This is a genomic window from Burkholderia lata, assembly GCF_000012945.1.
In the GTDB taxonomy this organism is placed as follows: Bacteria; Pseudomonadota; Gammaproteobacteria; order Burkholderiales; family Burkholderiaceae; genus Burkholderia; species Burkholderia lata.
Map to the genome: position 1 here is coordinate 2,552,018 of NC_007511.1, position 17,495 is coordinate 2,569,512.

19 protein-coding genes are annotated in these 17,495 nt (G+C 67.9%); 13 read left to right on the forward strand and 6 right to left on the reverse strand.

Annotated features, from left to right (window positions below; translation table 11 throughout):
* Positions 1 to 88: 88 nt before the first annotated feature.
* Positions 89 to 1,615, reverse strand: coding sequence for an AMP nucleosidase (locus BCEP18194_RS33880; RefSeq protein ID WP_011355820.1), 1,527 nt, complete (start codon positions 1,613 to 1,615; stop codon positions 89 to 91).
* Between the two features lie 129 nt (positions 1,616 to 1,744).
* Between BCEP18194_RS33880 and BCEP18194_RS33885 the strand changes: the two genes are divergently transcribed.
* The 5 genes from BCEP18194_RS33885 to BCEP18194_RS33905 all read left to right on the forward strand — a co-directional run bounded on the left by BCEP18194_RS33885 (position 1,745) and on the right by BCEP18194_RS33905 (position 5,257).
* Positions 1,745 to 2,140, forward strand: coding sequence for a hypothetical protein (locus BCEP18194_RS33885; protein WP_011355821.1), 396 nt, complete (start codon positions 1,745 to 1,747; stop codon positions 2,138 to 2,140).
* 101 nt (positions 2,141 to 2,241) lie between these two features.
* Positions 2,242 to 3,240 (forward strand): homoserine kinase, encoded by a 999-nt coding sequence (locus tag BCEP18194_RS33890; RefSeq protein WP_011355822.1) that lies wholly within the window; start codon positions 2,242 to 2,244, stop codon positions 3,238 to 3,240.
* Positions 3,231 to 4,040, forward strand: coding sequence for a BPSS1780 family membrane protein (locus BCEP18194_RS33895; protein ID WP_011355823.1), 810 nt, complete (start codon positions 3,231 to 3,233; stop codon positions 4,038 to 4,040). The genes BCEP18194_RS33890 and BCEP18194_RS33895 overlap by 10 nt, the downstream gene beginning before the upstream one ends.
* 188 nt (positions 4,041 to 4,228) lie before the next feature.
* On the forward strand, positions 4,229 to 4,681 hold the full coding sequence (locus tag BCEP18194_RS33900; RefSeq protein ID WP_011355824.1) for a MarR family winged helix-turn-helix transcriptional regulator: 453 nt from the start codon (positions 4,229 to 4,231) through the stop codon (positions 4,679 to 4,681).
* Positions 4,682 to 4,837: 156 nt separating this feature from the next.
* Positions 4,838 to 5,257 (forward strand): organic hydroperoxide resistance protein, encoded by a 420-nt coding sequence (locus tag BCEP18194_RS33905; protein WP_011355825.1) that lies wholly within the window; start codon positions 4,838 to 4,840, stop codon positions 5,255 to 5,257.
* A 113-nt stretch (positions 5,258 to 5,370) separates the two neighbouring features.
* Here the strand turns inward: BCEP18194_RS33905 and BCEP18194_RS40540 are convergent, their stop codons facing one another.
* Together BCEP18194_RS40540 and BCEP18194_RS33910 are read right to left on the reverse strand one after the other, a co-directional pair.
* A complete protein-coding gene (locus BCEP18194_RS40540) occupies positions 5,371 to 5,547 on the reverse strand; it encodes a DUF3563 family protein (protein ID WP_011355826.1) in 177 nt (58 codons plus the stop codon).
* An 81-nt stretch (positions 5,548 to 5,628) separates the two neighbouring features.
* Positions 5,629 to 6,738 (reverse strand): extracellular catalytic domain type 1 short-chain-length polyhydroxyalkanoate depolymerase, encoded by a 1,110-nt coding sequence (locus tag BCEP18194_RS33910; RefSeq protein ID WP_011355827.1) that lies wholly within the window; start codon positions 6,736 to 6,738, stop codon positions 5,629 to 5,631.
* Between the two features lie 247 nt (positions 6,739 to 6,985).
* On the opposite strand from BCEP18194_RS33910, the gene BCEP18194_RS33915 reads away from it, so the two are divergent.
* The 4 genes from BCEP18194_RS33915 to BCEP18194_RS33930 all read left to right on the forward strand — a co-directional run bounded on the left by BCEP18194_RS33915 (position 6,986) and on the right by BCEP18194_RS33930 (position 10,076).
* Positions 6,986 to 7,684, forward strand: coding sequence for a phosphatase PAP2 family protein (locus tag BCEP18194_RS33915; protein WP_011355828.1), 699 nt, complete (start codon positions 6,986 to 6,988; stop codon positions 7,682 to 7,684).
* Positions 7,685 to 7,821: 137 nt separating this feature from the next.
* Entirely contained in the window at positions 7,822 to 8,622 is an 801-nt protein-coding gene (gene modA / locus BCEP18194_RS33920; RefSeq protein ID WP_041493354.1) for a molybdate ABC transporter substrate-binding protein, read from the forward strand.
* A 10-nt stretch (positions 8,623 to 8,632) separates the two neighbouring features.
* A complete protein-coding gene (gene modB, locus BCEP18194_RS33925) occupies positions 8,633 to 9,310 on the forward strand; it encodes a molybdate ABC transporter permease subunit (protein ID WP_011355830.1) in 678 nt (225 codons plus the stop codon).
* 64 nt (positions 9,311 to 9,374) lie between these two features.
* Positions 9,375 to 10,076, forward strand: a complete 702-nt coding sequence (locus tag BCEP18194_RS33930) for a sulfate/molybdate ABC transporter ATP-binding protein (protein WP_011355831.1) — start codon at positions 9,375 to 9,377, stop codon at positions 10,074 to 10,076.
* A 167-nt stretch (positions 10,077 to 10,243) separates the two neighbouring features.
* On the opposite strand, the gene BCEP18194_RS33935 is transcribed toward BCEP18194_RS33930, so the two are convergent.
* The 3 genes from BCEP18194_RS33935 to BCEP18194_RS33945 form a co-directional block, all read right to left on the reverse strand.
* Entirely contained in the window at positions 10,244 to 11,080 is an 837-nt protein-coding gene (locus BCEP18194_RS33935) for a TOBE domain-containing protein (protein ID WP_011355832.1), read from the reverse strand.
* Positions 11,081 to 11,128: 48 nt separating this feature from the next.
* Positions 11,129 to 12,766 (reverse strand): CHAD domain-containing protein, encoded by a 1,638-nt coding sequence (locus BCEP18194_RS33940; protein WP_011355833.1) that lies wholly within the window; start codon positions 12,764 to 12,766, stop codon positions 11,129 to 11,131.
* A 126-nt stretch (positions 12,767 to 12,892) separates the two neighbouring features.
* Positions 12,893 to 13,276 (reverse strand): tautomerase family protein, encoded by a 384-nt coding sequence (locus tag BCEP18194_RS33945; protein ID WP_011355834.1) that lies wholly within the window; start codon positions 13,274 to 13,276, stop codon positions 12,893 to 12,895.
* A gap of 115 nt (positions 13,277 to 13,391) precedes the next feature.
* On the opposite strand from BCEP18194_RS33945, the gene BCEP18194_RS33950 reads away from it, so the two are divergent.
* The 4 genes from BCEP18194_RS33950 to BCEP18194_RS33965 all read left to right on the forward strand — a co-directional run bounded on the left by BCEP18194_RS33950 (position 13,392) and on the right by BCEP18194_RS33965 (position 17,481).
* Positions 13,392 to 14,249: a LysR family transcriptional regulator gene (locus tag BCEP18194_RS33950; RefSeq protein WP_011355835.1), complete on the forward strand. Its 858-nt coding sequence runs from the start codon at positions 13,392 to 13,394 to the stop codon at positions 14,247 to 14,249.
* A 41-nt stretch (positions 14,250 to 14,290) separates the two neighbouring features.
* Entirely contained in the window at positions 14,291 to 15,214 is a 924-nt protein-coding gene (locus BCEP18194_RS33955) for a DMT family transporter (RefSeq protein ID WP_011355836.1), read from the forward strand.
* Positions 15,215 to 15,281: 67 nt separating this feature from the next.
* Positions 15,282 to 16,061 (forward strand): sensor histidine kinase, encoded by a 780-nt coding sequence (locus BCEP18194_RS33960; RefSeq protein ID WP_011355837.1) that lies wholly within the window; start codon positions 15,282 to 15,284, stop codon positions 16,059 to 16,061.
* Between the two features lie 76 nt (positions 16,062 to 16,137).
* Complete coding sequence (locus BCEP18194_RS33965; protein ID WP_011355838.1) at positions 16,138 to 17,481, forward strand: hemolysin family protein; 1,344 nt, start codon at positions 16,138 to 16,140, stop codon at positions 17,479 to 17,481.
* Positions 17,482 to 17,495: the final 14 nt, after the last annotated feature.

The following is a 17,495-nucleotide window of genomic DNA, read 5'->3' on the forward strand; positions in this document are numbered from 1 at the left end:
AAATCGCATGCGCCGTCACGTCAACCAGTACGGTAAACCGGAAAACGTCAACCCCGGCGGGCCGCACAGGGCCCGCCGGCCATCGCACTTACTGAAACGCCACTTCCGCAAAGCTCCTCAACTTCCGGCTATGCAGCTTGTCGAGCCCGTTCGTGCGCAGGATCTCCATCGCCTTCACGCCGATCTGCAGATGCTGGTCGACCTGCCCGCGATAGAACGTGTCGGCCATCCCCGGCAGTTTCAGCTCGCCATGCAGCGGCTTGTCCGACACGCACAGCAGCGTGCCGTACGGCACGCGGAAGCGGAAGCCGTTCGCGGCGATCGTCGCGCTTTCCATGTCGAGCGCGACCGCACGGCTCTGCGACAGCCGCTGCACCGGTTCGCGATGATCGCGCAACTCCCAGTTGCGGTTGTCGACGCTCGCGACCGTACCCGTGCGCATCACGCGCTTCAGTTCAGCGCCCTCCAGCCGCGTGACGTCGGCCACCCCGCGCTCGAGCGCGAGCTGCACTTCGGCGAGCGCCGGAATCGGCACCCACAGTGGCAGGTCGGCGTCGAGCACGTGATCCTCGCGCACGTAGCCGTGTGCGAGCACGTAGTCGCCGAGACGCTGCGTGTTGCGCAGCCCCGCGCAGTGACCGAGCATCACCCACGCGTGCGGGCGCAGCACCGCGATGTGATCGGTGATCGTCTTCGCGTTCGACGGGCCGACGCCGATGTTGACCATCGTGATCCCGCTGCCGTCCGCGCGCTTCAGGTGATACGCGGGCATCTGCGGCAGGCGCGGCGGCGCGGCGCCCTCGGCCGGCTCGCTGCCGAGGTTCGCGTTGTAGGTGACGACATCGCCCGGCTCGACGAACGAGCTGTACTGGCTCCGATAGGCACGCACCTCGGGATCGTCGCTCTCCGTCATCACCGTGCGGCCGAGCTTCACGAACTCGTCGATGTAGAACTGGTAGTTCGTGTAGAGCACGTAGTTCTGGAAGTGCGTGGGCGACGTCGCCGTGTAGTGGCGCAGCCGGTGCAGCGAGAAGTCGACGCGCGCGGCCGTGAACAGCGCGAGCGGATGCGGCTCGCCCGGCGCCGGCTCGAACGTGCCGTTGACGATGCGATCGTCGAGGTACGACAGGTCGGGCGTATCGAAGATGTCGCGCATCGCGAGCAGGCGGTCGCGGTCGAGCTCGCCCTCGAGATGGATGCCTTCCGGAAACGCGAAATGGATCGGAATCGGCTGCGACGACACGCCGATTTCGATCTTCACATGGTGGTTCTTCGCCAGCAGGCGCAGTTGCTCGCGATAGTAGTTCGCGAAGAGATCGGGGCGCGTGACCGTCGTCTCGAACACGCCGGGGCCCGCGACGAAGCCGTACGAGCGGCGCGAATCGACATGCGTGTTGACGTCGGTACGGATCCGCACGAACGGGTAGCACGCGCGGACGTGCTCGGTAATCGGTTCGTGGCGGCGATAGCGCGCGAATGCGTCGCGCAGGAAGCCGGTGTTCGTGTCGTAAATGGCGGACAGCCGCGCGACGGCGGCGATCGGATCGTCGAAAGCCTCGACTGACGGGCTCTCGGGCGTCAGCACTCGGTGCCGGCGGCTCAAATCGTTCTTCATTTTCATCACCTCGTCTGATCCGACGACATTACCACGGAACCCGGTCGCCCTTATGGCTGCCCCTACGCACGCGAGGGCCGGATGGGCCGCAGTATTTGCTAAAATCGGTGGGTTCACTGGAGACTCATCATGAAGCCGCTCATTCTCGTCGTCGCTGCCGCCGCGTTTGCCGCCGCCAGCGCCGCTTACGCCGCCGGCGGTACGCCTGACGCCGACGCGCAGGCTCGGGCCGAGGCCAACGAGGCCGCCGGCCTGCCCGATCTCCGCAAGATCAACCGGCCGGGCGCCGAAGTCACGTCTAAAGTCGACTTCGACGATATCCGCCGCACGCCGAGCTTCCACGAAAAGAGCAAGAACGGCACCGAAGTCACCGAGTACCGCGATCGCGGCAAACCGGTCGAGATCGACGTGAAGTCGAACTTCGGCACGCGCTACCAGATGAGCTCGACGCCCGACACGTCGCCGAAGCCGCACGACGCGGGCATCCCGATCACGCGCCTGCCGTCGTTGAACCTGCGCTACTGATTCCGGGGCGCGCGGCACCGAACGCCGCGCGCCGCCTCCCTTCACCTGCTGTTGCGACGCACGCCGCCCGCGTGCCGACACCCTGACCTGACGCATCCCGCATGGCCGTTTTCACTGCTGTTTCCGACTCCGATCTCGCGCAATGGATGCGCCACTACGAACTGGGCGACGTGCTCGCGTTTCGCGGCATTCCGTCCGGTATCGAAAACAGCAATTTCTTCCTGACGACGACGCGCGGCGAGTACGTCCTCACGATCTTCGAAAAGCTCACGGCGGAACAGCTGCCGTTCTACCTCGACCTGATGAGCCACCTGGCCGGCCATGGCGTGCCCGTGCCCGACCCGATCCCGCGCGACGACGGCGCGCTGTTCGGCATGCTGCACGGCAAGCCGGCCGCGATCGTCACGAAGCTCGACGGCTCGGCCGAACTCGCGCCGGGGGTCGAACACTGCATCGAAGTCGGGCAGATGCTCGCGCGCCTGCACCTCGCCGGCCGCGACTATCCGCGCAACCAGCCGAACCTGCGCAGCCTGCCGTGGTGGCAGGAGAACGTGCCGGCGATCGTGCCGTTCATCACGGATGAGCAGCGCGCGCTGCTGGAAGGCGAGCTCGTGCACCAGGCCGGCTTCTTCGCGTCGGACGACTACGCGGCGCTGCCGGCCGGGCCGTGCCATTGCGACCTGTTCCGCGACAACGTGCTGTTCGCGCACGCGGCGCCCGACACCGGCCACGACGTGCGGCTCGGCGGCTTCTTCGACTTCTATTTCGCGGGCTGCGACAAGTGGCTGTTCGACGTCGCGGTTACGGTCAACGACTGGTGCGTCGACCTCGCGACCGGCGTGCTCGACGTCGCGCGCGCCGACGCGCTGCTGCGCGCGTACCAGACGGTCCGGCCGTTCACGGCCGAGGAGCGCCGCCACTGGAGCGACATGCTGCGCGCGGGCGCGTACCGCTTCTGGGTGTCGCGCCTGTACGACTTCTACCTGCCGCGCGCGGCCGAGATGCTCAAGCCGCACGACCCCGGCCATTTCGAACGCATCCTGCGCGAGCGTATCGCGCATACGCCCGCGCTTCCCGAGATCCAAACCGCATGCAACTGATCGAAGTGCCCGCCAAAACGGGCTATGTCTGGTTCCGTCAAGGCATCTGGCTGTTCCGCCGGAACCCGCTCGCGTTCATCACGCTGTTCTTCACGTACCTGCTGGCGATCACGCTGATATCGATGGTGCCCGTGATCGGCTCCGCGCTGCCGCTGGTCTTCATTCCCGGCGTCGCGGTCGGCTTCATGGCCGCATGCCGCGACACGGTGGCCGGCAAGCCCGTGATGCCGACGATCCTCGTCGACGGCTTCCGCTCGTACGGTACCGTCGCGACCCAGCGGCTGCTCGTGCTCGGCGTGATCTACGTCGCGTCGATGGTGGTCGTGTTCGCCGCTTCGTCGTTCGTGGACGGCGGCGCGCTGTTCCACGTGATGATGGGCGCGGCCGACGAAGCGAGCACGACGCCGGAGGCGCTCGCCGCGCAAGGCACGCTCGGCGCGCTGTTCTTCGCGACGCTGCTTTACCTGCCGGTCGCGATGCTGTTCTGGTTCGCACCGGTGCTGGTCGCGTGGCATGACGTCCCGCCCGCCAAGGCGCTGTTCTTCAGCGTCGTCAGCTGCTGGCGCAATCGCGGCGCGTTCGTCGTGTACGGCGTGCTGTGGTTCGCCGTCGCGCTTGGCACGTCGCTCGCGCTGTCGCTGCTGCTGCAGGCACTGGGCGCCGGCGCCTATGCGCTGACGATCATGATGCCGGTGACGATCATCATCGTCACGATGCTGTACTGCTCGTTCTACGCGACCTATCGCGGCTGCTTCGGCGTACAGGAACCGGGCGCGACGACCACCACGTCGGGCCGCTGAAGTCTCCCCGGCCGGCGCGCGTCGCCGGCCCGCCGCTCTCCGCGCCGGGTTGCCTCCCCGGCGCATCCGCCCTTCCGCCGCCTCCGTCAGCTACCGGTCCTCGCCGGCCGCCCCTGTTCATCCCGATCTTTTGCGCGCAAAATAATTTGCGTACAAATTGTTCGCGCGTTCGACGCGCCCTCCGAATCATGGACCGCCTGCCCCCGCTGCCCCAGACGCTCGACGAGCAACTCTGCTTCGCGCTCTACTCGACTTCGCACGCGATGACGAAGGCGTACAAGCCGCTGCTCGACAAGCTGTCGCTGACCTATCCCCAATATCTCGCGATGCTCGTGCTGTGGGAGCGCGACGACATCGCGGTGAAGGACATCGCCGCGCGGCTCGACCTCGACCCGGCCACGGTCACGCCGCTGCTGAAGCGGCTGGAGGCGCTCGGTTACGTCGAGCGCGTACGCAGCGCGACCGACGAGCGCATCGTGAACGTGCTTGTGACGCCGGAAGGCCGTGCGCTGAAGGACCGTGCGCGCTCGGTACCCGCCGATCTCTTTTGCGCGATGCAGCAATCGCCCGACTTCCTGGTCAGGCTGCGCGCCGATCTCCAGCAGTTGCGCGACGCACTGTCGGCCGCCAACGAACGCTGACAGGCGAGCCTCGATGAACCGGCCCGGCAGTGCTGGGCCTTTTCTTCAAAAATTCATTTGCACACAAATGATTTGTGTTCTATTGTTTACTCGTGGCCGGCGACACCCCGTTCGACCGGACCGCTTTTCCTCCCTTTTCCAGACAGGAGCTGCACGATGAACATTCTGTACAAGACCAGCGCCACGAGCACGGGTGGCCGCGACGGCCGCGCGGTATCCGCTGACAACAAGCTGGAAGTGAAGCTGGCCGCGCCGCGCGAACTCGGCGGCACGGGCGCGGAAGGCACGAATCCGGAGCAACTGTTTGCCGCAGGTTACTCGGCCTGTTTCCTGAGTGCGATGAAATTCGTCGCCGGCCAGGACAAGAAGGCACTGCCGGCCGACACGCAGGTCACGGCGGAAGTGGGCATCGGCCCGAATGACGCAGGCGGCTTCGGGCTCGACGTCGAACTGCGCGTGTCGCTGCCGGGGTTCGACAAGGCCGACGCGCAAGCGCTGGTCGAGAAGGCGCACCACGTGTGCCCTTACTCGAACGCGACGCGTAACAACGTGCCGGTGCGCCTGACGGTCGTCTGACGCGACACAAGGCCTGCAATGCAAAAAGGGCGCGTGCGGCATGTAGCCGCACGCGCCCTTTTTTGCTGCGTGACTCGCCGGAACGGCGGACCTGACTGCCCGCCCTGCGCGCCTTAGCGCGAACCGAACGTGTACGGGCGGTTCATCGCCGCTTCGCGATCGATCTTGCGCATGCGGAATTCGAGATCATAGATGTCGGTCGCGTCGGCCAGGTACGCCTCGGCGCGCTCTTTCGAGGCCTTTTCAGCGTTCTTGGTCAGCATCAGGAAGAGGTGGCTCAGCAGGTACATGGTTGATCTCGCAATCCAAAGGTTCTTTGACTAGGGTTTTCCCGAATTATAGGGAAAACCCTAGCCTTTGGCCAGCGTCGATCAAGCGATGCGTCGTTCGGTCGCCACAGTGCGGCGATGTGCTTCGAAAAAGGCCCAGATCATCGCGCTTGCATCGGGGCCGACCGCCGCGTGGAACGGCACGGCTTCATCACCGCCGGCCCACGCATGGTCGAGCCCTTTCACATGACAGAGCCGCACGACCGGCTCGCCGTCGCGGCAGACATCGGTGATCTGCGCACCCGCGTCGCGCGTCTCGACGCGTTCGCCGCCGCGCAGTGCGCCGCGGCTGTCGGCGAGCCCGTTCAGGCGCATGAACTGCACCGTCAACTGGTCGGCATTCTTCGGTGCGACCACGTGGTCGCCGTCGCCCTGGACGATCAGCGCGGGCATGCCCGGATACGCGGCGGCATCGACCAGCGCATCGACCGCCGCAGCCGGGTTCTGGCGCACGCCGCGCCGCATCACGTCCATCGCGGTAATGCCCGAACTCGCCTCGCCGAGCGCAGGGCCCGAGTGCAGCGCCACCGCCGCAAAGCGGTCGGGATGGTGCAGTGCAAGAAGCGACGCGAGGCCCGCGCCGGCCGACAGCCCGGCGACATAGACACGCGATGCGTCGAAACCGCGTTCGTCGACGAGCGCGTCGACGAGCGACGCCACCGCGTTCGCCTCGCCGCGGCCAGCGCGGTCGGTATCTTCATACCAGTGCCAGCAACCGTGCGCGTGCGCACGCAGCGACTGCTCCGGATACAGCACCGCGAAGCCGTGCTTGTCGGCCAGCAGGTTCATCCGCGTGCCTTGCACGAATTCGTCGACGGACTGCTGGCAGCCGTGCAGCATCACGACGAGCGGCATCGCGCCGCGTCGGCGGCCCGGTGGCACGTAGAGGCCGTACGCGAGATTCTGGACGAGGCGCCCGAGCGCGGGCGCCATCGGATGTTCGCCGCGCGTCCACTCGCCGGCCGCCCAGGCGGCTGCGCGCGGTCGCACGCGCGATTCGCGCGGCGGGGACAGATCGGATACGGCGGGAGAGGCCGCCGCCTCGAGGGCGTCGCGTGTGATGCGCTGCGCATCGCGCGCCGCGCGCTGGGCGGCCGGAGACAGCATGCGTTTCATGCCGCCCAGCCACACCTTGGTCAGACTTTTGGTCATCGATCGGGCTCGCAGTCAGGAAAAATAGGGGCACCACAACGGATGCAGCGTTCGTCTTTGTGCAATGCACCATAACATTGTTTCTGGGATTTTTCCTGCACGCGGATAGTTCCGGCCGCGCAAAAAACGGGGCTCATGCGCACGCGGCGCTATACTGGGGTTTCGCCGCTTGTATCCGTTGTAGTCGTTCTTCCCGGCTCGCGCGTTGATTTAAGCATCTTCCCCGCCTTCGTTCGTCCCCTTCCCGATGTTCGACCTGTCGTCTCACCTGTGGATCATGATCACCGCGTTCGGCGGCGCCGGCCTGACCTTGCCGCTCGCGATCACGATCGCCGTCTGGCTCGCGCTCGGCTACTCGTGGCAGCGCGCGGCCGCGTGGCTCGGCGTGCTCGCGGCCGCGATCGGGGTGGTCGCGCTCACGAAGATCGCGTTCCTCGGCTGGGGGATCGGTATCCGCAAGTGGGATTTCACGGGGTTCAGCGGCCATGCGATGCTGTCGACGTCGGTGTATCCGGTCGCGATTTTCCTGGCGCTGATCCGCACGCGCACGCCGGTGCGATTCGCCGGCATCGCGCTCGGGCTCGCGGCCGGCGTCGCGGTCGGCGTGTCGCGCGTCGCACTCGACGCCCATTCGCCGTCCGAATCGATCACCGGCTGTATCGTCGGCGCAATCGCCGCGCTCGCGTTCATCGCCGGCTCGTGGCGCGCGGTGCCGCACCGCTGGTCGGTGCCCGCGGTCGTCGCGAGCCTCGCGCTCGTCACCGTGGCGCTGCACGGCATCACGGTGCCGTCGCATCGTTGGGTCACCAAGGTGGCGCTGCAACTGTCGGGCCATGAACGCCCGTTCGTCCGCGCGCGCTGGAAGGCCAACCCGAACTACCGCCCTGCATCGCAGCCGTCATCGCTGCAGCGCACCCAATCGTCGCCGCAAACGCTCCGTACCTGACCGGCCGCCCGGCCGTCACGCCAGTCCGCTTTCACGTCTGACCATTACATGCGCACCGTCGCATGAGCGGTATGTCGAGCGTTATAACCCGCCCTATATTACGATTACGGTTTCCACCCAACCAAAACGAATCCACCATGCGCTCAACCGTCCGCCCGCTTCGCCGCACCCTGCTTCGCCTGCTGCCGATCGCCACGCTTGCCGCTGCCGGTATCGCGTTCAGCGCGCCCGCTTCCGCCGCCGACGAACTGGTCGTGTCGGCCGCCGCCAGCCTGACGAACGCGTTCAAGGCCGTCGGCGATGCGTACGAGAAGCAGCATCCGGATACCAAGGTGCTGTTCAACTTCGGCGCGTCGGACGTGCTGATGCAGCAGATCGCCAAGGGCGCGCCGGCTGACGTGTTCGCGTCGGCCGACCAGAAGGCGATGGATCGGGCGGCCGATGAAAAGGTGATCGTGCCCGGCACGCGTCGCGATTTCGCGGCGAACTCGCTCGTGCTGATCGTGCCGGCGGACAGCAAGGCCGCCGCGCCGACGTCGCTCAACGACCTGACGGCGCCCGGCGTGAAGCGCATCGCGTACGGCGACCCGGCATCGGTGCCGGTCGGCCGCTACACCGAAGGCGCACTGCGCACGGCCGGCGTGTGGGATGCCGTCAGCGCGAAGGGCGTGCTGGCCGCCAACGTGCGCCAGAGCCTCGACTATGTCGCGCGCGGCGAAGTCGACGCGGGCTTCGTGTTCGGTACCGACGCCGCGATCATGCCGGGCCGCGTGAAAGTTGCGCTGACCGTGCCGACGAAGACGGCCATCACCTATCCGATCGCCGTGGTCAAGGACAGCCGCCACGCCGCGCAGGCACAGTCGTTCATCGACTTCGTCGCGTCGCCGCAGGGCCAGGCCGTGCTGTCGACGTTCGGCTTCAAGCCCGCGGGCAAGTGAGCGTAGCGCGATGCAAGACGCCTGGGTACCGCTGCTGCTGTCGTTGAAGGTTGCCGGCTGGGCAACCGCGCTCGACATCGTACTCGGCGTCGCGGCCGCGTTCATGCTCGCGCGCTGGCGCTCGCCGCTGCGCGACGTCGTCGATTCCATACTGACGCTGCCGCTCGTGCTGCCGCCGACGGTGCTCGGCTATTACCTGCTCGTGCTGCTCGGCCGGCGCGGCGTGTTCGGCGCGTGGCTCGACAAGCTCGGCATCGAACTCGTCTTCACGTGGCAAGGCGCGGTGATCGCGTCGATGGTCGTCGCGTTTCCGCTGATCCTGAAGTCGGCGCGGGCTGCGTTCGAAGGCGTCGATCCGCATCTCGAGCGCGCGGCGCGCACACTCGGGCTCGGCGAAGTCGCGGTGTTCTTCCGCGTGACGCTGCCGCTCGCCACGCGCGGCATTCTCGCGGGCGCGCTGCTCGCGTTCGCACGCGCGCTCGGCGAGTTCGGCGCGACGCTGATGATCGCGGGCAACCTGCCCGGCCGCACGCAGACGCTGTCGGTTGCGATCTACGCGGCCGTGCAGGCCGGCGACGACAGCACCGCCAACTTCCTCGTGCTGGTGACGTCGATCACCTGCGTGCTCGTGCTGCTCGCGACCGGCTGGCTCGTGCCGTCGCGTGCCCGGCGGAGCCAGCTGACATGAAGCGCATTTCTCGTCCGTATCGCCTGCTTCGCCCGGCAGCCGGGTTGCGTCGGTGGAGGCCCGCATGAGCCTCGTCGTCGACATCCGCAAGACCTACGCGAACGCCGAGCGCCGCTTCACGCTCGACATGTCGTTCACGGCGACGACGCAGCGCGTCGTGCTGTTCGGGCCGTCCGGCGCGGGCAAGAGCATGACGCTGCAGGCGATCGCCGGCCTGCTGTCGCCCGACGAAGGCACGATCACGCTGAACGGCGAACCGCTGTTCGACGCCGCGCGCCGCATCGACGTGCCGACCCGCGAGCGCCGTGTCGCGTACCTGTTCCAGGATTACGCGCTGTTTCCGCATCTGAACGTGCGCCAGAACATCGCGTTCGGGCTCACGTCGGGGCTGCGCAACCCGCGCGCGAAGACAGTGCCGCCGGAAGTCGCGTACTGGCTGCAGGCGTTCGATCTCCAAGCGCTCGCGGGGCAGTATCCGTCGCAATTGTCGGGCGGGCAGAAACAGCGCGTCGCGCTCGCGCGCGCACTGGTCGCGCAGCCGCGGATCCTGCTGCTCGACGAACCGTTCGCGGCGCTCGACGGCGCAATGCGGCAGCGCATGCGCCACGAACTCGCCGAGCTGCAGGCGCGGCTCGATATCCCGATGGTGCTGATCTCGCACGATCCCGACGACGTCGCCGCGTTCGGCGACCAGGTCGTGCAGTTGAGCGAAGGACGCGTGCAGGCGGCTCCGCCGCACGCCGAGTGGCCGACGCGCGTCACGTGAGCGCGCGAGGCCGTGGTCGTGGCAGGCAGGTTGGAGCCTGAGAGAAGCCGCGCGTAGCGGCATAGGCAGAACGCGGAAACGAAGCCGGTGCCGTGCAGGCGCTGTGCGATGCCGGCTTCACCCCGCCCGTCATACGATCGTCGAAGCGCGCCGTCCAGCCTGAGACGTCAGCCCGTCACCGCAAGAATCACGCTCGACGCCTTGAACAATGCGATCGCCCGCCGGCCGGCGTCGAGTTGCAACGCATCGACGCTGTCGTTGGTCACGACGGCCGTCAGCGTCCCCCCGCCATCGAGCGCCAGCGTCACCTCGCTGTTCACCGCACCCGCCGCAACGGTTTCCACGCTGCCGCGCAGTTGATTCCGCGCGGACACTTTCAGCTCGTGCTCGCCGTCGTCGACCGCGAGCACGACCCACGACGCCTTCACCAGCGCACACGCGTCCGCGCCAACCTGCAGGCCGAGCGCATCGGCACTCTCGTGCGTCAGCACCGCAACGATCGGCTGTCCGCCGGGCAGCGTCAGCGTGACCTCGTCGTTGACGGTGCCGCGCACGATCGATGCGACCTTGCCGAACAACTGGTTGCGCGCGCTGGTCTTCATCCCGATCCGGCCGATCAGCGCCCAGTCGACGTCGAACCCGGACACGGCCGCGCTCGCGGCCTCGATGAACCGGCGATGCTCGCGCTCGATCGTGCGGAACGCGGCAATCAGCGACGTCGCGCGCGGCGTCAGCGTCGTGCCGCCGCCGCCCTTGCCGCCCGTCGAACGCGCGACGAGCGGTTCGCCGGCAAGATTGTTCATCGTGTCGACCGCATCCCACGCGGCCTTGTAGCTGAGGCCGACGGCCTTCGCCGCGCGCGTGATCGAACCGGTGTCGCCGATCGCCGCGAGCAACGCGATGCGCGTGGCGCCGCCGAGCGTCTGCTCGCCTGCGCGCAGCCACAGCTCGCCGCCCAGTTCGAGCGGTTCGGAGGACGGGGAAGATTGCGGTGCGTCGGTCATCAGGATGCGTACGGAAATCGGGGGGCCATTATAGTGAGCGCGTGCCGGTCAACCCGGCTTGCCGTCGAGCTTCGGCGGCCGCAGGCTGGCCAGCAGTGTCTCGGCGTCGCGCGCTGCGCGCTGCTCGAGCGCCGCGCCGTATCCGCGCACGAAACCGAGCTGGTACGGCGGTGCTGCGAGTTTTTCGAGATGATGCAGCGCGACCATCGTGTCGTTCGCTTCGCCGAGCACGCTCTGCACGCGCGTGAGCGTCTTGACCGTGTCGGTGCGCGTGCGGCGCGACGCCAACGACGCGAAGAATTCGAGTGCATAACGCAGCCGCTTCGCATCGATCCGCACCTGATGACGCGCGGCCGTATCGAGCGACGTGAGCGACGGCGACGCGTATAGATGACCGAACAGCCGCCGCACGCGCTTCGTCGCGTGGCGCCGCAGCGAGGGCGCGTCGCCGTCTTCGGCGGGCGGCAACGCAAGCGAGCTCAGCCATTCGAGCCAGCCGAGCGTCAGCCGCGCATAACGGGCCGAATGCAGCGCCTGCCGCAACTCGACCCGCGCGGCCGCGCACTGCGCGCGCGCGGCGTCGAGCGTGCCGTTCCACTCGCCGTCGCCGCCGTCGGCCGCGATCAGCGCGGGCAGGCTTTCGGTCGCGAACACGTCCCAGTCGCGCACCGTGCCGAGCAACGAAGCAAGCCAGCGCAGGTCGACACCGAGCGTGTCGCGCCACTGGCGGTCGGCAAAGAGCGGGAAGAAGCGCATCAGCGTGCGCAGGCGGCGCAGCGCGACCCGCATCTGGTGCACGAATTCGGGATCGTCTTGCTCGAGCACCCCGCCCTCGTTGCCGAGCCATTGCGCGGTGATGTCGCCGGACAGCGCGAACAGCGCGGCGCGCTGCGTACGCACGCCGGTCAGGTCGACGAGCTTTGCCTTGACGGGCCCGTCGGCGGCCGGCTCGGCCGCGCATATGCGATCGATCACGCTCGTCAGTTGCACGAATGCGGGCCACGCGCCGCTCAATTCGCGCGCCGCGACAAACAGCGCATGCAACGCGGCGGTGCGCGCGGGCAAGGTTTCCCAGTCGGGCGCAGTGAGGCGCAGCTCGACGTAGCGTCGCGGCGGCTCGCTCCCGCGATGCAGCGTGACGTCGTCGAGCGTCATCTCGACCACGACGCCGCTGTCGTCGGCCCAGCGCCCGCGCCGCCGTTCGCTGACGAGGCGCAGCGCCGACACTTCGGGCTGGGTACCGTCCTCCTCCGGGCGCCCGGCCGTATCCGGCGCGGTGCCGTCGATTTCGCCTGTCGCGACGACGGCCTCGGCTGCGACGGCCGCCTCGGGTACCGGCAGCGGCATCGCAACGGCAATGCCCGCATGCTCCGCGTCGAACAGTTCGCGCGCAATGACACCGGGCGCAAACGCCTTCGTGCGCGACGCGACGACCCGCCTGCCGTGCGCATTCGACTCGACCCACGTCCACCAGCTCGCGCCGGGGCTCGGCTCGGCCTCCTCGATCTGGCACGGCTCGATCGTCACGCGCTCATGGCCGCGGCGCATCCGGACCTGCGGGCAGATCCGCCACGCGCGCACGAGTTCGGCGCCGAAATCGCGCTGTGCCCCCCGGGCGCGACTCGCAGCCTTGACCGGCCACCCTTCCAGCGACAGCGACAACACGATTTCCAGCACACGCGACATGGAGGCTCCTGCACATGAAGAATCGCCGGCGCATCGATCGCGCCGGCGTCACCCGTGAAGCTGCTTCCATAGTACACGTCGCCAAAACTCGCGGGCGACGATCTGGCCCTGTCGTGCTGTCGCAGGTCAAACGGCGTATTGCGCGAGGCCGTTGCCGAACGACCAGTCCTCTTTCAACACCTCAACAAGACTGATGAATACGTCCTGCTGCCGCACGCCGGGCTGCTGCGCGAGATTGTCCGCGATCGCCCGGTACAGCGCCCGCTTCTGCTCGAGCGTGCGCGTGTTGTTCGCGGTGATCTGGATCATCACGAGATCGTCGCTGCGCTCGATATCGAGGTAGTGACGACCGAACACGAAGTTCTCGGCCGCATGCTCGGTGACGACCATGAAGATATCGTCCTCGGGCACGTTGAACGTGTGCATCAGCGCGCGATGCACGCCGTCGACGAGCGCCGCACGGTAGGCGGCCGGCTTGCCTTCGCGGACTGCGATACGGGTGAATGGCATGGTCCTGCTCCTGTCGGTGAAGTTGACGTTGAAGAACGGAAACACAGCGTCAGGTTAGGCTCGCCGAACTATAATGAACAGTCATCGATGAATATTTCATCCATTTACATCGAAAATGAAAGTCCTGGACCTCGATGCTGTCCGCGCGTTCGTGCTGGTCGCCGATCTCGCCAGCTTCACGCGCGCGGCCGATGCGCTCGGCACCACGCAGTCGGCCGTCAGCCTGAAGCTGAAGCGGCTGGAAACCCACCTCGGCAAGCCGCTGCTCGCGCGCACGCCGCGCGTTGTCAAGCTGGCCGCCGACGGCGAGAATTTCCTGCCGGCCGCCCGCGCGCTGCTCGACGCGCACGATCACGCGCTGGGCGCGATCTCGGCCGGCACGCACCGGCTGTCGCTCGGCGTCAGCGAGCATGTCGCGGTGCCCGACCTGCCGGCCGTGCTCACGAGCCTGCACCGGCAGGATCCGGGGTTGTCGCTCGAAATGCATCTCGGCACGTCGACGAACCTGCTCGCGCAATACGACGAACGCCGGTTCGATGCGGTGATCGTGCGGCACGAGCCGGGCGAAGACCCGCCGCGCGAAGACGGCACGCTGCTGTTTTCCGAACCGTTGGCCTGGCTCGCCGCGCCGGACTGGGTCCCGCGCGCGGGCGAGCCGCTGCCGCTTGCGGTGCTGGCCGGCCCGTGCGGCGTGCGGGCCGCCGCACTGCGCGCGCTCGACCATGCGGGGCGGCCGTGGCGCGAGCGCTTTACCGGCGGCGGTGTGGCGGCGGTCACGGCCGCCGCCGCCGCGGGGCTGGCCGTCTGCCCGCTCGCGCGGCGTGTCGCGCCGCGCACGCTGGTCGACGTCGGTGCGAAATTCGGGCTGCCGCCGCTGCCGCTGTCGCAGGTCGTGCTGTATTCGCGCGTACGCGACGCACGCGCCGCCGCCGCATTGCGCAGGTTTGCCGACAGCCTTGCAATCTCGGCGTAAACTAGCGGATTACGCCGCCCGCAATCTCCAGAAGAATTCCAATGAAGCCCGAAGCCCGCAAGCACCTCCGAGCCAACCTGCTGATGCTCGCCGCCGCCGCGATCTGGGGCTCGGCTTTCGTCGCCCAACGCCTGAGCCTCGACGTGATCGGGCCGTTCCTGTTTACCGGGCTCCGATTCCTGCTCGGCGCGCTGGTGCTGGTGCCGCTGCTGATGCTGAACACGGCGTCGCGCACGCAACTCGCGGCGATCCGCCGTGAGCCAAAGCTGCTGCTGCCGGGCCTCGCGCTCGGCGGGCTGCTGGCAGTGTCGATTTCGCTGCAGCAGATCGGCCTGCAGTACACGCGCATCGCCAACGCGGGCTTCATCAGCTCGCTGTACGTCGTGATCGTGCCGCTGATGGGTATGTTCGCCCGTCACCGGATCGGCCCGGGCACGTGGTTCGGCGCACTGCTCGCGGCGATCGGCCTGTATTTCCTCAGCATCAACGAGCACTTCTCGGTGCTGTACGGCGACTGGTTCCAGCTCGCCGGCGCGGTGATCATCGCCGCGCACGTGATGGCCGTCGGCCATTTCGCGAAGCGCCACAATCCGCTCGTGCTCGCGTTCATGCAGTTCGTCGTGTGCGGCGTGGCGTGCCTCGCGGTCGGCCTCGTCGTCGAGCCGGTCAGCGGCACGATGCTGCGCAACGCGCTGCCGACGCTGCTGTACGGCGGCCTGCTGTCGGTCGGCGTCGGCTATACGCTGCAGGTCGTCGCGCAACGCGATGCAGCGCCCGCGCACGCGGCCGTGATCTTCAGCATGGAAGGCGTGTTCGCGGCGATCGCCGGCTGGGCTGCGCTCGGCGAAACGCTGACGCTGCGGGCGCTCATCGGCTGCGCGCTGATGCTGGCCGGCCTGCTCGCGTGCCAGCTGCTGCCGAACGGCGACGCCCGGAAAAAGGACGAGGACGCGCTGCCGGCGTGACACGCACCGTCCCTATAATGGCGGTTCGCGTGACTTCCACGCCAACCGCTTCCGACAGGCCAGCTCCGTGACGTCCACTTCCGTCGATCCCGCCGCCGACCTGCTGCGCGAACGCGCAGCGCATTACGCCACCCAGGCGGCGCTGTTCCTGCGCGACCAGGCGCTCTCCACCGCGTCGCACGACCTGCGCAGCCCGCTGAACGCCATGCATAGCTGGGCGTACGTGCTCGAGCGCCAGCTCGCCAACGCCGATCCGAACCTGCAGCGCGCGCTCGCGGGCATCCGCACCGGCATCGACCAGCAGGTCGCGCTGATCGACGACGTGCTCGACGCGCCGCGCGCCGACACGCGCACGCTCACCCTCAAGCCGCAGCCGTTCGCGCTGCGCGCGCTGCTCGACGACACGATCGCGCTCGTCCGTTTCGCGCTCGCCGACGCACGACAGGTCGCGCTCGATGCGACGCTGCCGGATGGCGAACCGTCGCTGACCGCCGACCGCGAACGCATCGCGCAGGCGCTCTGGACGATGCTGACGACCGCGGTCGAAGCCAGCGCCGCCGGCAGCCGCGTGACGTTCGCGTGCGCCCGCGACGGTGTGCAGTTCACCGCACGCGCCACCTGCACCGTCAACGCCGGTGCGCTCGCCGATCCCGCGCAACCGCACGCGTTCGAATCGTTCGCACGACGCGAGATGCTGCGCGAGCGCGACGCCAAGCGGATTGCCTGGACGCTCGCGCTCTGCCAGCGCGTCGCGCTCGCACACGGCGGCACGTTCTCGCACGACGCGTTCGCCGACGGCGCAACCGCCACCCTCACGTTCTCCGTCCCCGGTGAGGCGCCGGTGTAAGCAATCGGCCGCCCGACACATTACAAATTCCTTTCTGGCTCTATACTGATGGGCCTGTCATAACCGGAGTGTTTCTTTGTTACAGATCTTCGCGCTCATCGGCGCGTTGTTCCTGGTGGCCCTGAACGGGTTCTTCGTTGCGGCCGAATTCGGCCTCGTCAAACTGCGCGCCACGCGCGTCAAGACACTGGCCCGCAAGCACGGCCTGCGCGGCCGCATCCTCGGCATCGTGCACGGCCGGCTCGACGCGTATCTTTCCGCGTGCCAGCTCGGCATCACGCTCGCGTCGCTCGGCCTCGGCTGGGTCGGCGAACCGGCCTTCGCGCAACTGCTCGGCCCGCTGCTCGACCTGATCGGCGTGCAGTCCGAACGTGTCGTGCACCTGATCTCGCTGGTGTTCGCGTTCTCGCTGATCTCGTTCCTGCACATCGTCGTCGGCGAACTGGCGCCGAAATCGATGGCGATCCGCCAGTCGGAGAAGGTCGGCCTGTGGGTCGCGCTGCCGCTCTACGCGTTCTACTGGGCGATGTATCCGGCGATCTGGGTGCTCAACAACAGCGCCAACGCGGTGCTGCGGCTCGCGGGGTTGTCCGCCGACCACGGCGGCGACGCCCATTACTCGACCGACGAGCTGAAGCTGATCCTGCGCAGCCGCCGCAGCACGGCCGGCAATCCGGCCCAGCCGGCGCGCGGCACGTACAGCAACGACGAGTGGAACACGCTCGCGCATTCGCTCGATTTTTCGTCGATGACGGTGTCGGACCTGATGCGGCCGGCCCATGAAATGATCGGCCTGCGCCGCGACCTGCCGCTGCCCGACAACATGGAAATCGTCGCGCGTCACCGCTTCAGCCGCTATCCGCTGTTCGAGGATGCGTCGCGCGAACAGGTGAGCGGGCTGATCCACCTGAAGGACCTGCTGCTCGCGCGTCATGCCGGCGCAGCACTCGAAGACCTGTCGGATTACGTACGCCCCGTGCAGTACGTGAAGCCCGACACGCCGGCACTCGACCTGTTCCGCCGCTTCCGCAAGGGCGCGCCGCACTTCGCGCTGGTCGGCAACAAGGGCGAGAAGCCGATCGGCTTCCTGACACTCGACAACCTGCTCGGCGCGCTGGTCGGCCAGATCCACGACGAGTTCCGCCAGGGCGACGCCGACTGGAGCCGCCTCGACGACGGCACGCTGATGGGCAAGGGCAGCCTGCCCGTCGTATCGCTCGAACAGGCACTCGGCATCGACATCGACGAAGGCCGCGCGGAATCGGTCGGCGGCCTCGTGATCCAGGCGCTCAGCGACCTGCCGACCGAAGGGCAGCGCGTGTCGTTCGACCGTTTCGACGTCGTTGTGAAGAAGATGAACGGGCCGCGCATCGTGCTCGTGCGCGTCTACCCGAAGATCGCGAAAGAGGCCGACGAATGACGGCCGCGCTTCGC

Coding starts and splice junctions, on each gene's coding strand:
- BCEP18194_RS33880 (WP_011355820.1), bottom strand. CDS start 1,615: ATGAAGAACGATTTGAGCCGCCGGCACCGAGTGCTGACGCCCGAGAGC.
- BCEP18194_RS33885 (WP_011355821.1), top strand. CDS start 1,745: ATGAAGCCGCTCATTCTCGTCGTCGCTGCCGCCGCGTTTGCCGCCGCC.
- BCEP18194_RS33890 (WP_011355822.1), top strand. CDS start 2,242: ATGGCCGTTTTCACTGCTGTTTCCGACTCCGATCTCGCGCAATGGATG.
- BCEP18194_RS33895 (WP_011355823.1), top strand. CDS start 3,231: ATGCAACTGATCGAAGTGCCCGCCAAAACGGGCTATGTCTGGTTCCGT.
- BCEP18194_RS33900 (WP_011355824.1), top strand. CDS start 4,229: ATGGACCGCCTGCCCCCGCTGCCCCAGACGCTCGACGAGCAACTCTGC.
- BCEP18194_RS33905 (WP_011355825.1), top strand. CDS start 4,838: ATGAACATTCTGTACAAGACCAGCGCCACGAGCACGGGTGGCCGCGAC.
- BCEP18194_RS40540 (WP_011355826.1), bottom strand. CDS start 5,547: ATGTACCTGCTGAGCCACCTCTTCCTGATGCTGACCAAGAACGCTGAA.
- BCEP18194_RS33910 (WP_011355827.1), bottom strand. CDS start 6,738: ATGACCAAAAGTCTGACCAAGGTGTGGCTGGGCGGCATGAAACGCATG.
- BCEP18194_RS33915 (WP_011355828.1), top strand. CDS start 6,986: ATGTTCGACCTGTCGTCTCACCTGTGGATCATGATCACCGCGTTCGGC.
- modA (WP_041493354.1), top strand. CDS start 7,822: ATGCGCTCAACCGTCCGCCCGCTTCGCCGCACCCTGCTTCGCCTGCTG.
- modB (WP_011355830.1), top strand. CDS start 8,633: ATGCAAGACGCCTGGGTACCGCTGCTGCTGTCGTTGAAGGTTGCCGGC.
- BCEP18194_RS33930 (WP_011355831.1), top strand. CDS start 9,375: ATGAGCCTCGTCGTCGACATCCGCAAGACCTACGCGAACGCCGAGCGC.
- BCEP18194_RS33935 (WP_011355832.1), bottom strand. CDS start 11,080: ATGACCGACGCACCGCAATCTTCCCCGTCCTCCGAACCGCTCGAACTG.
- BCEP18194_RS33940 (WP_011355833.1), bottom strand. CDS start 12,766: ATGTCGCGTGTGCTGGAAATCGTGTTGTCGCTGTCGCTGGAAGGGTGG.
- BCEP18194_RS33945 (WP_011355834.1), bottom strand. CDS start 13,276: ATGCCATTCACCCGTATCGCAGTCCGCGAAGGCAAGCCGGCCGCCTAC.
- BCEP18194_RS33950 (WP_011355835.1), top strand. CDS start 13,392: ATGAAAGTCCTGGACCTCGATGCTGTCCGCGCGTTCGTGCTGGTCGCC.
- BCEP18194_RS33955 (WP_011355836.1), top strand. CDS start 14,291: ATGAAGCCCGAAGCCCGCAAGCACCTCCGAGCCAACCTGCTGATGCTC.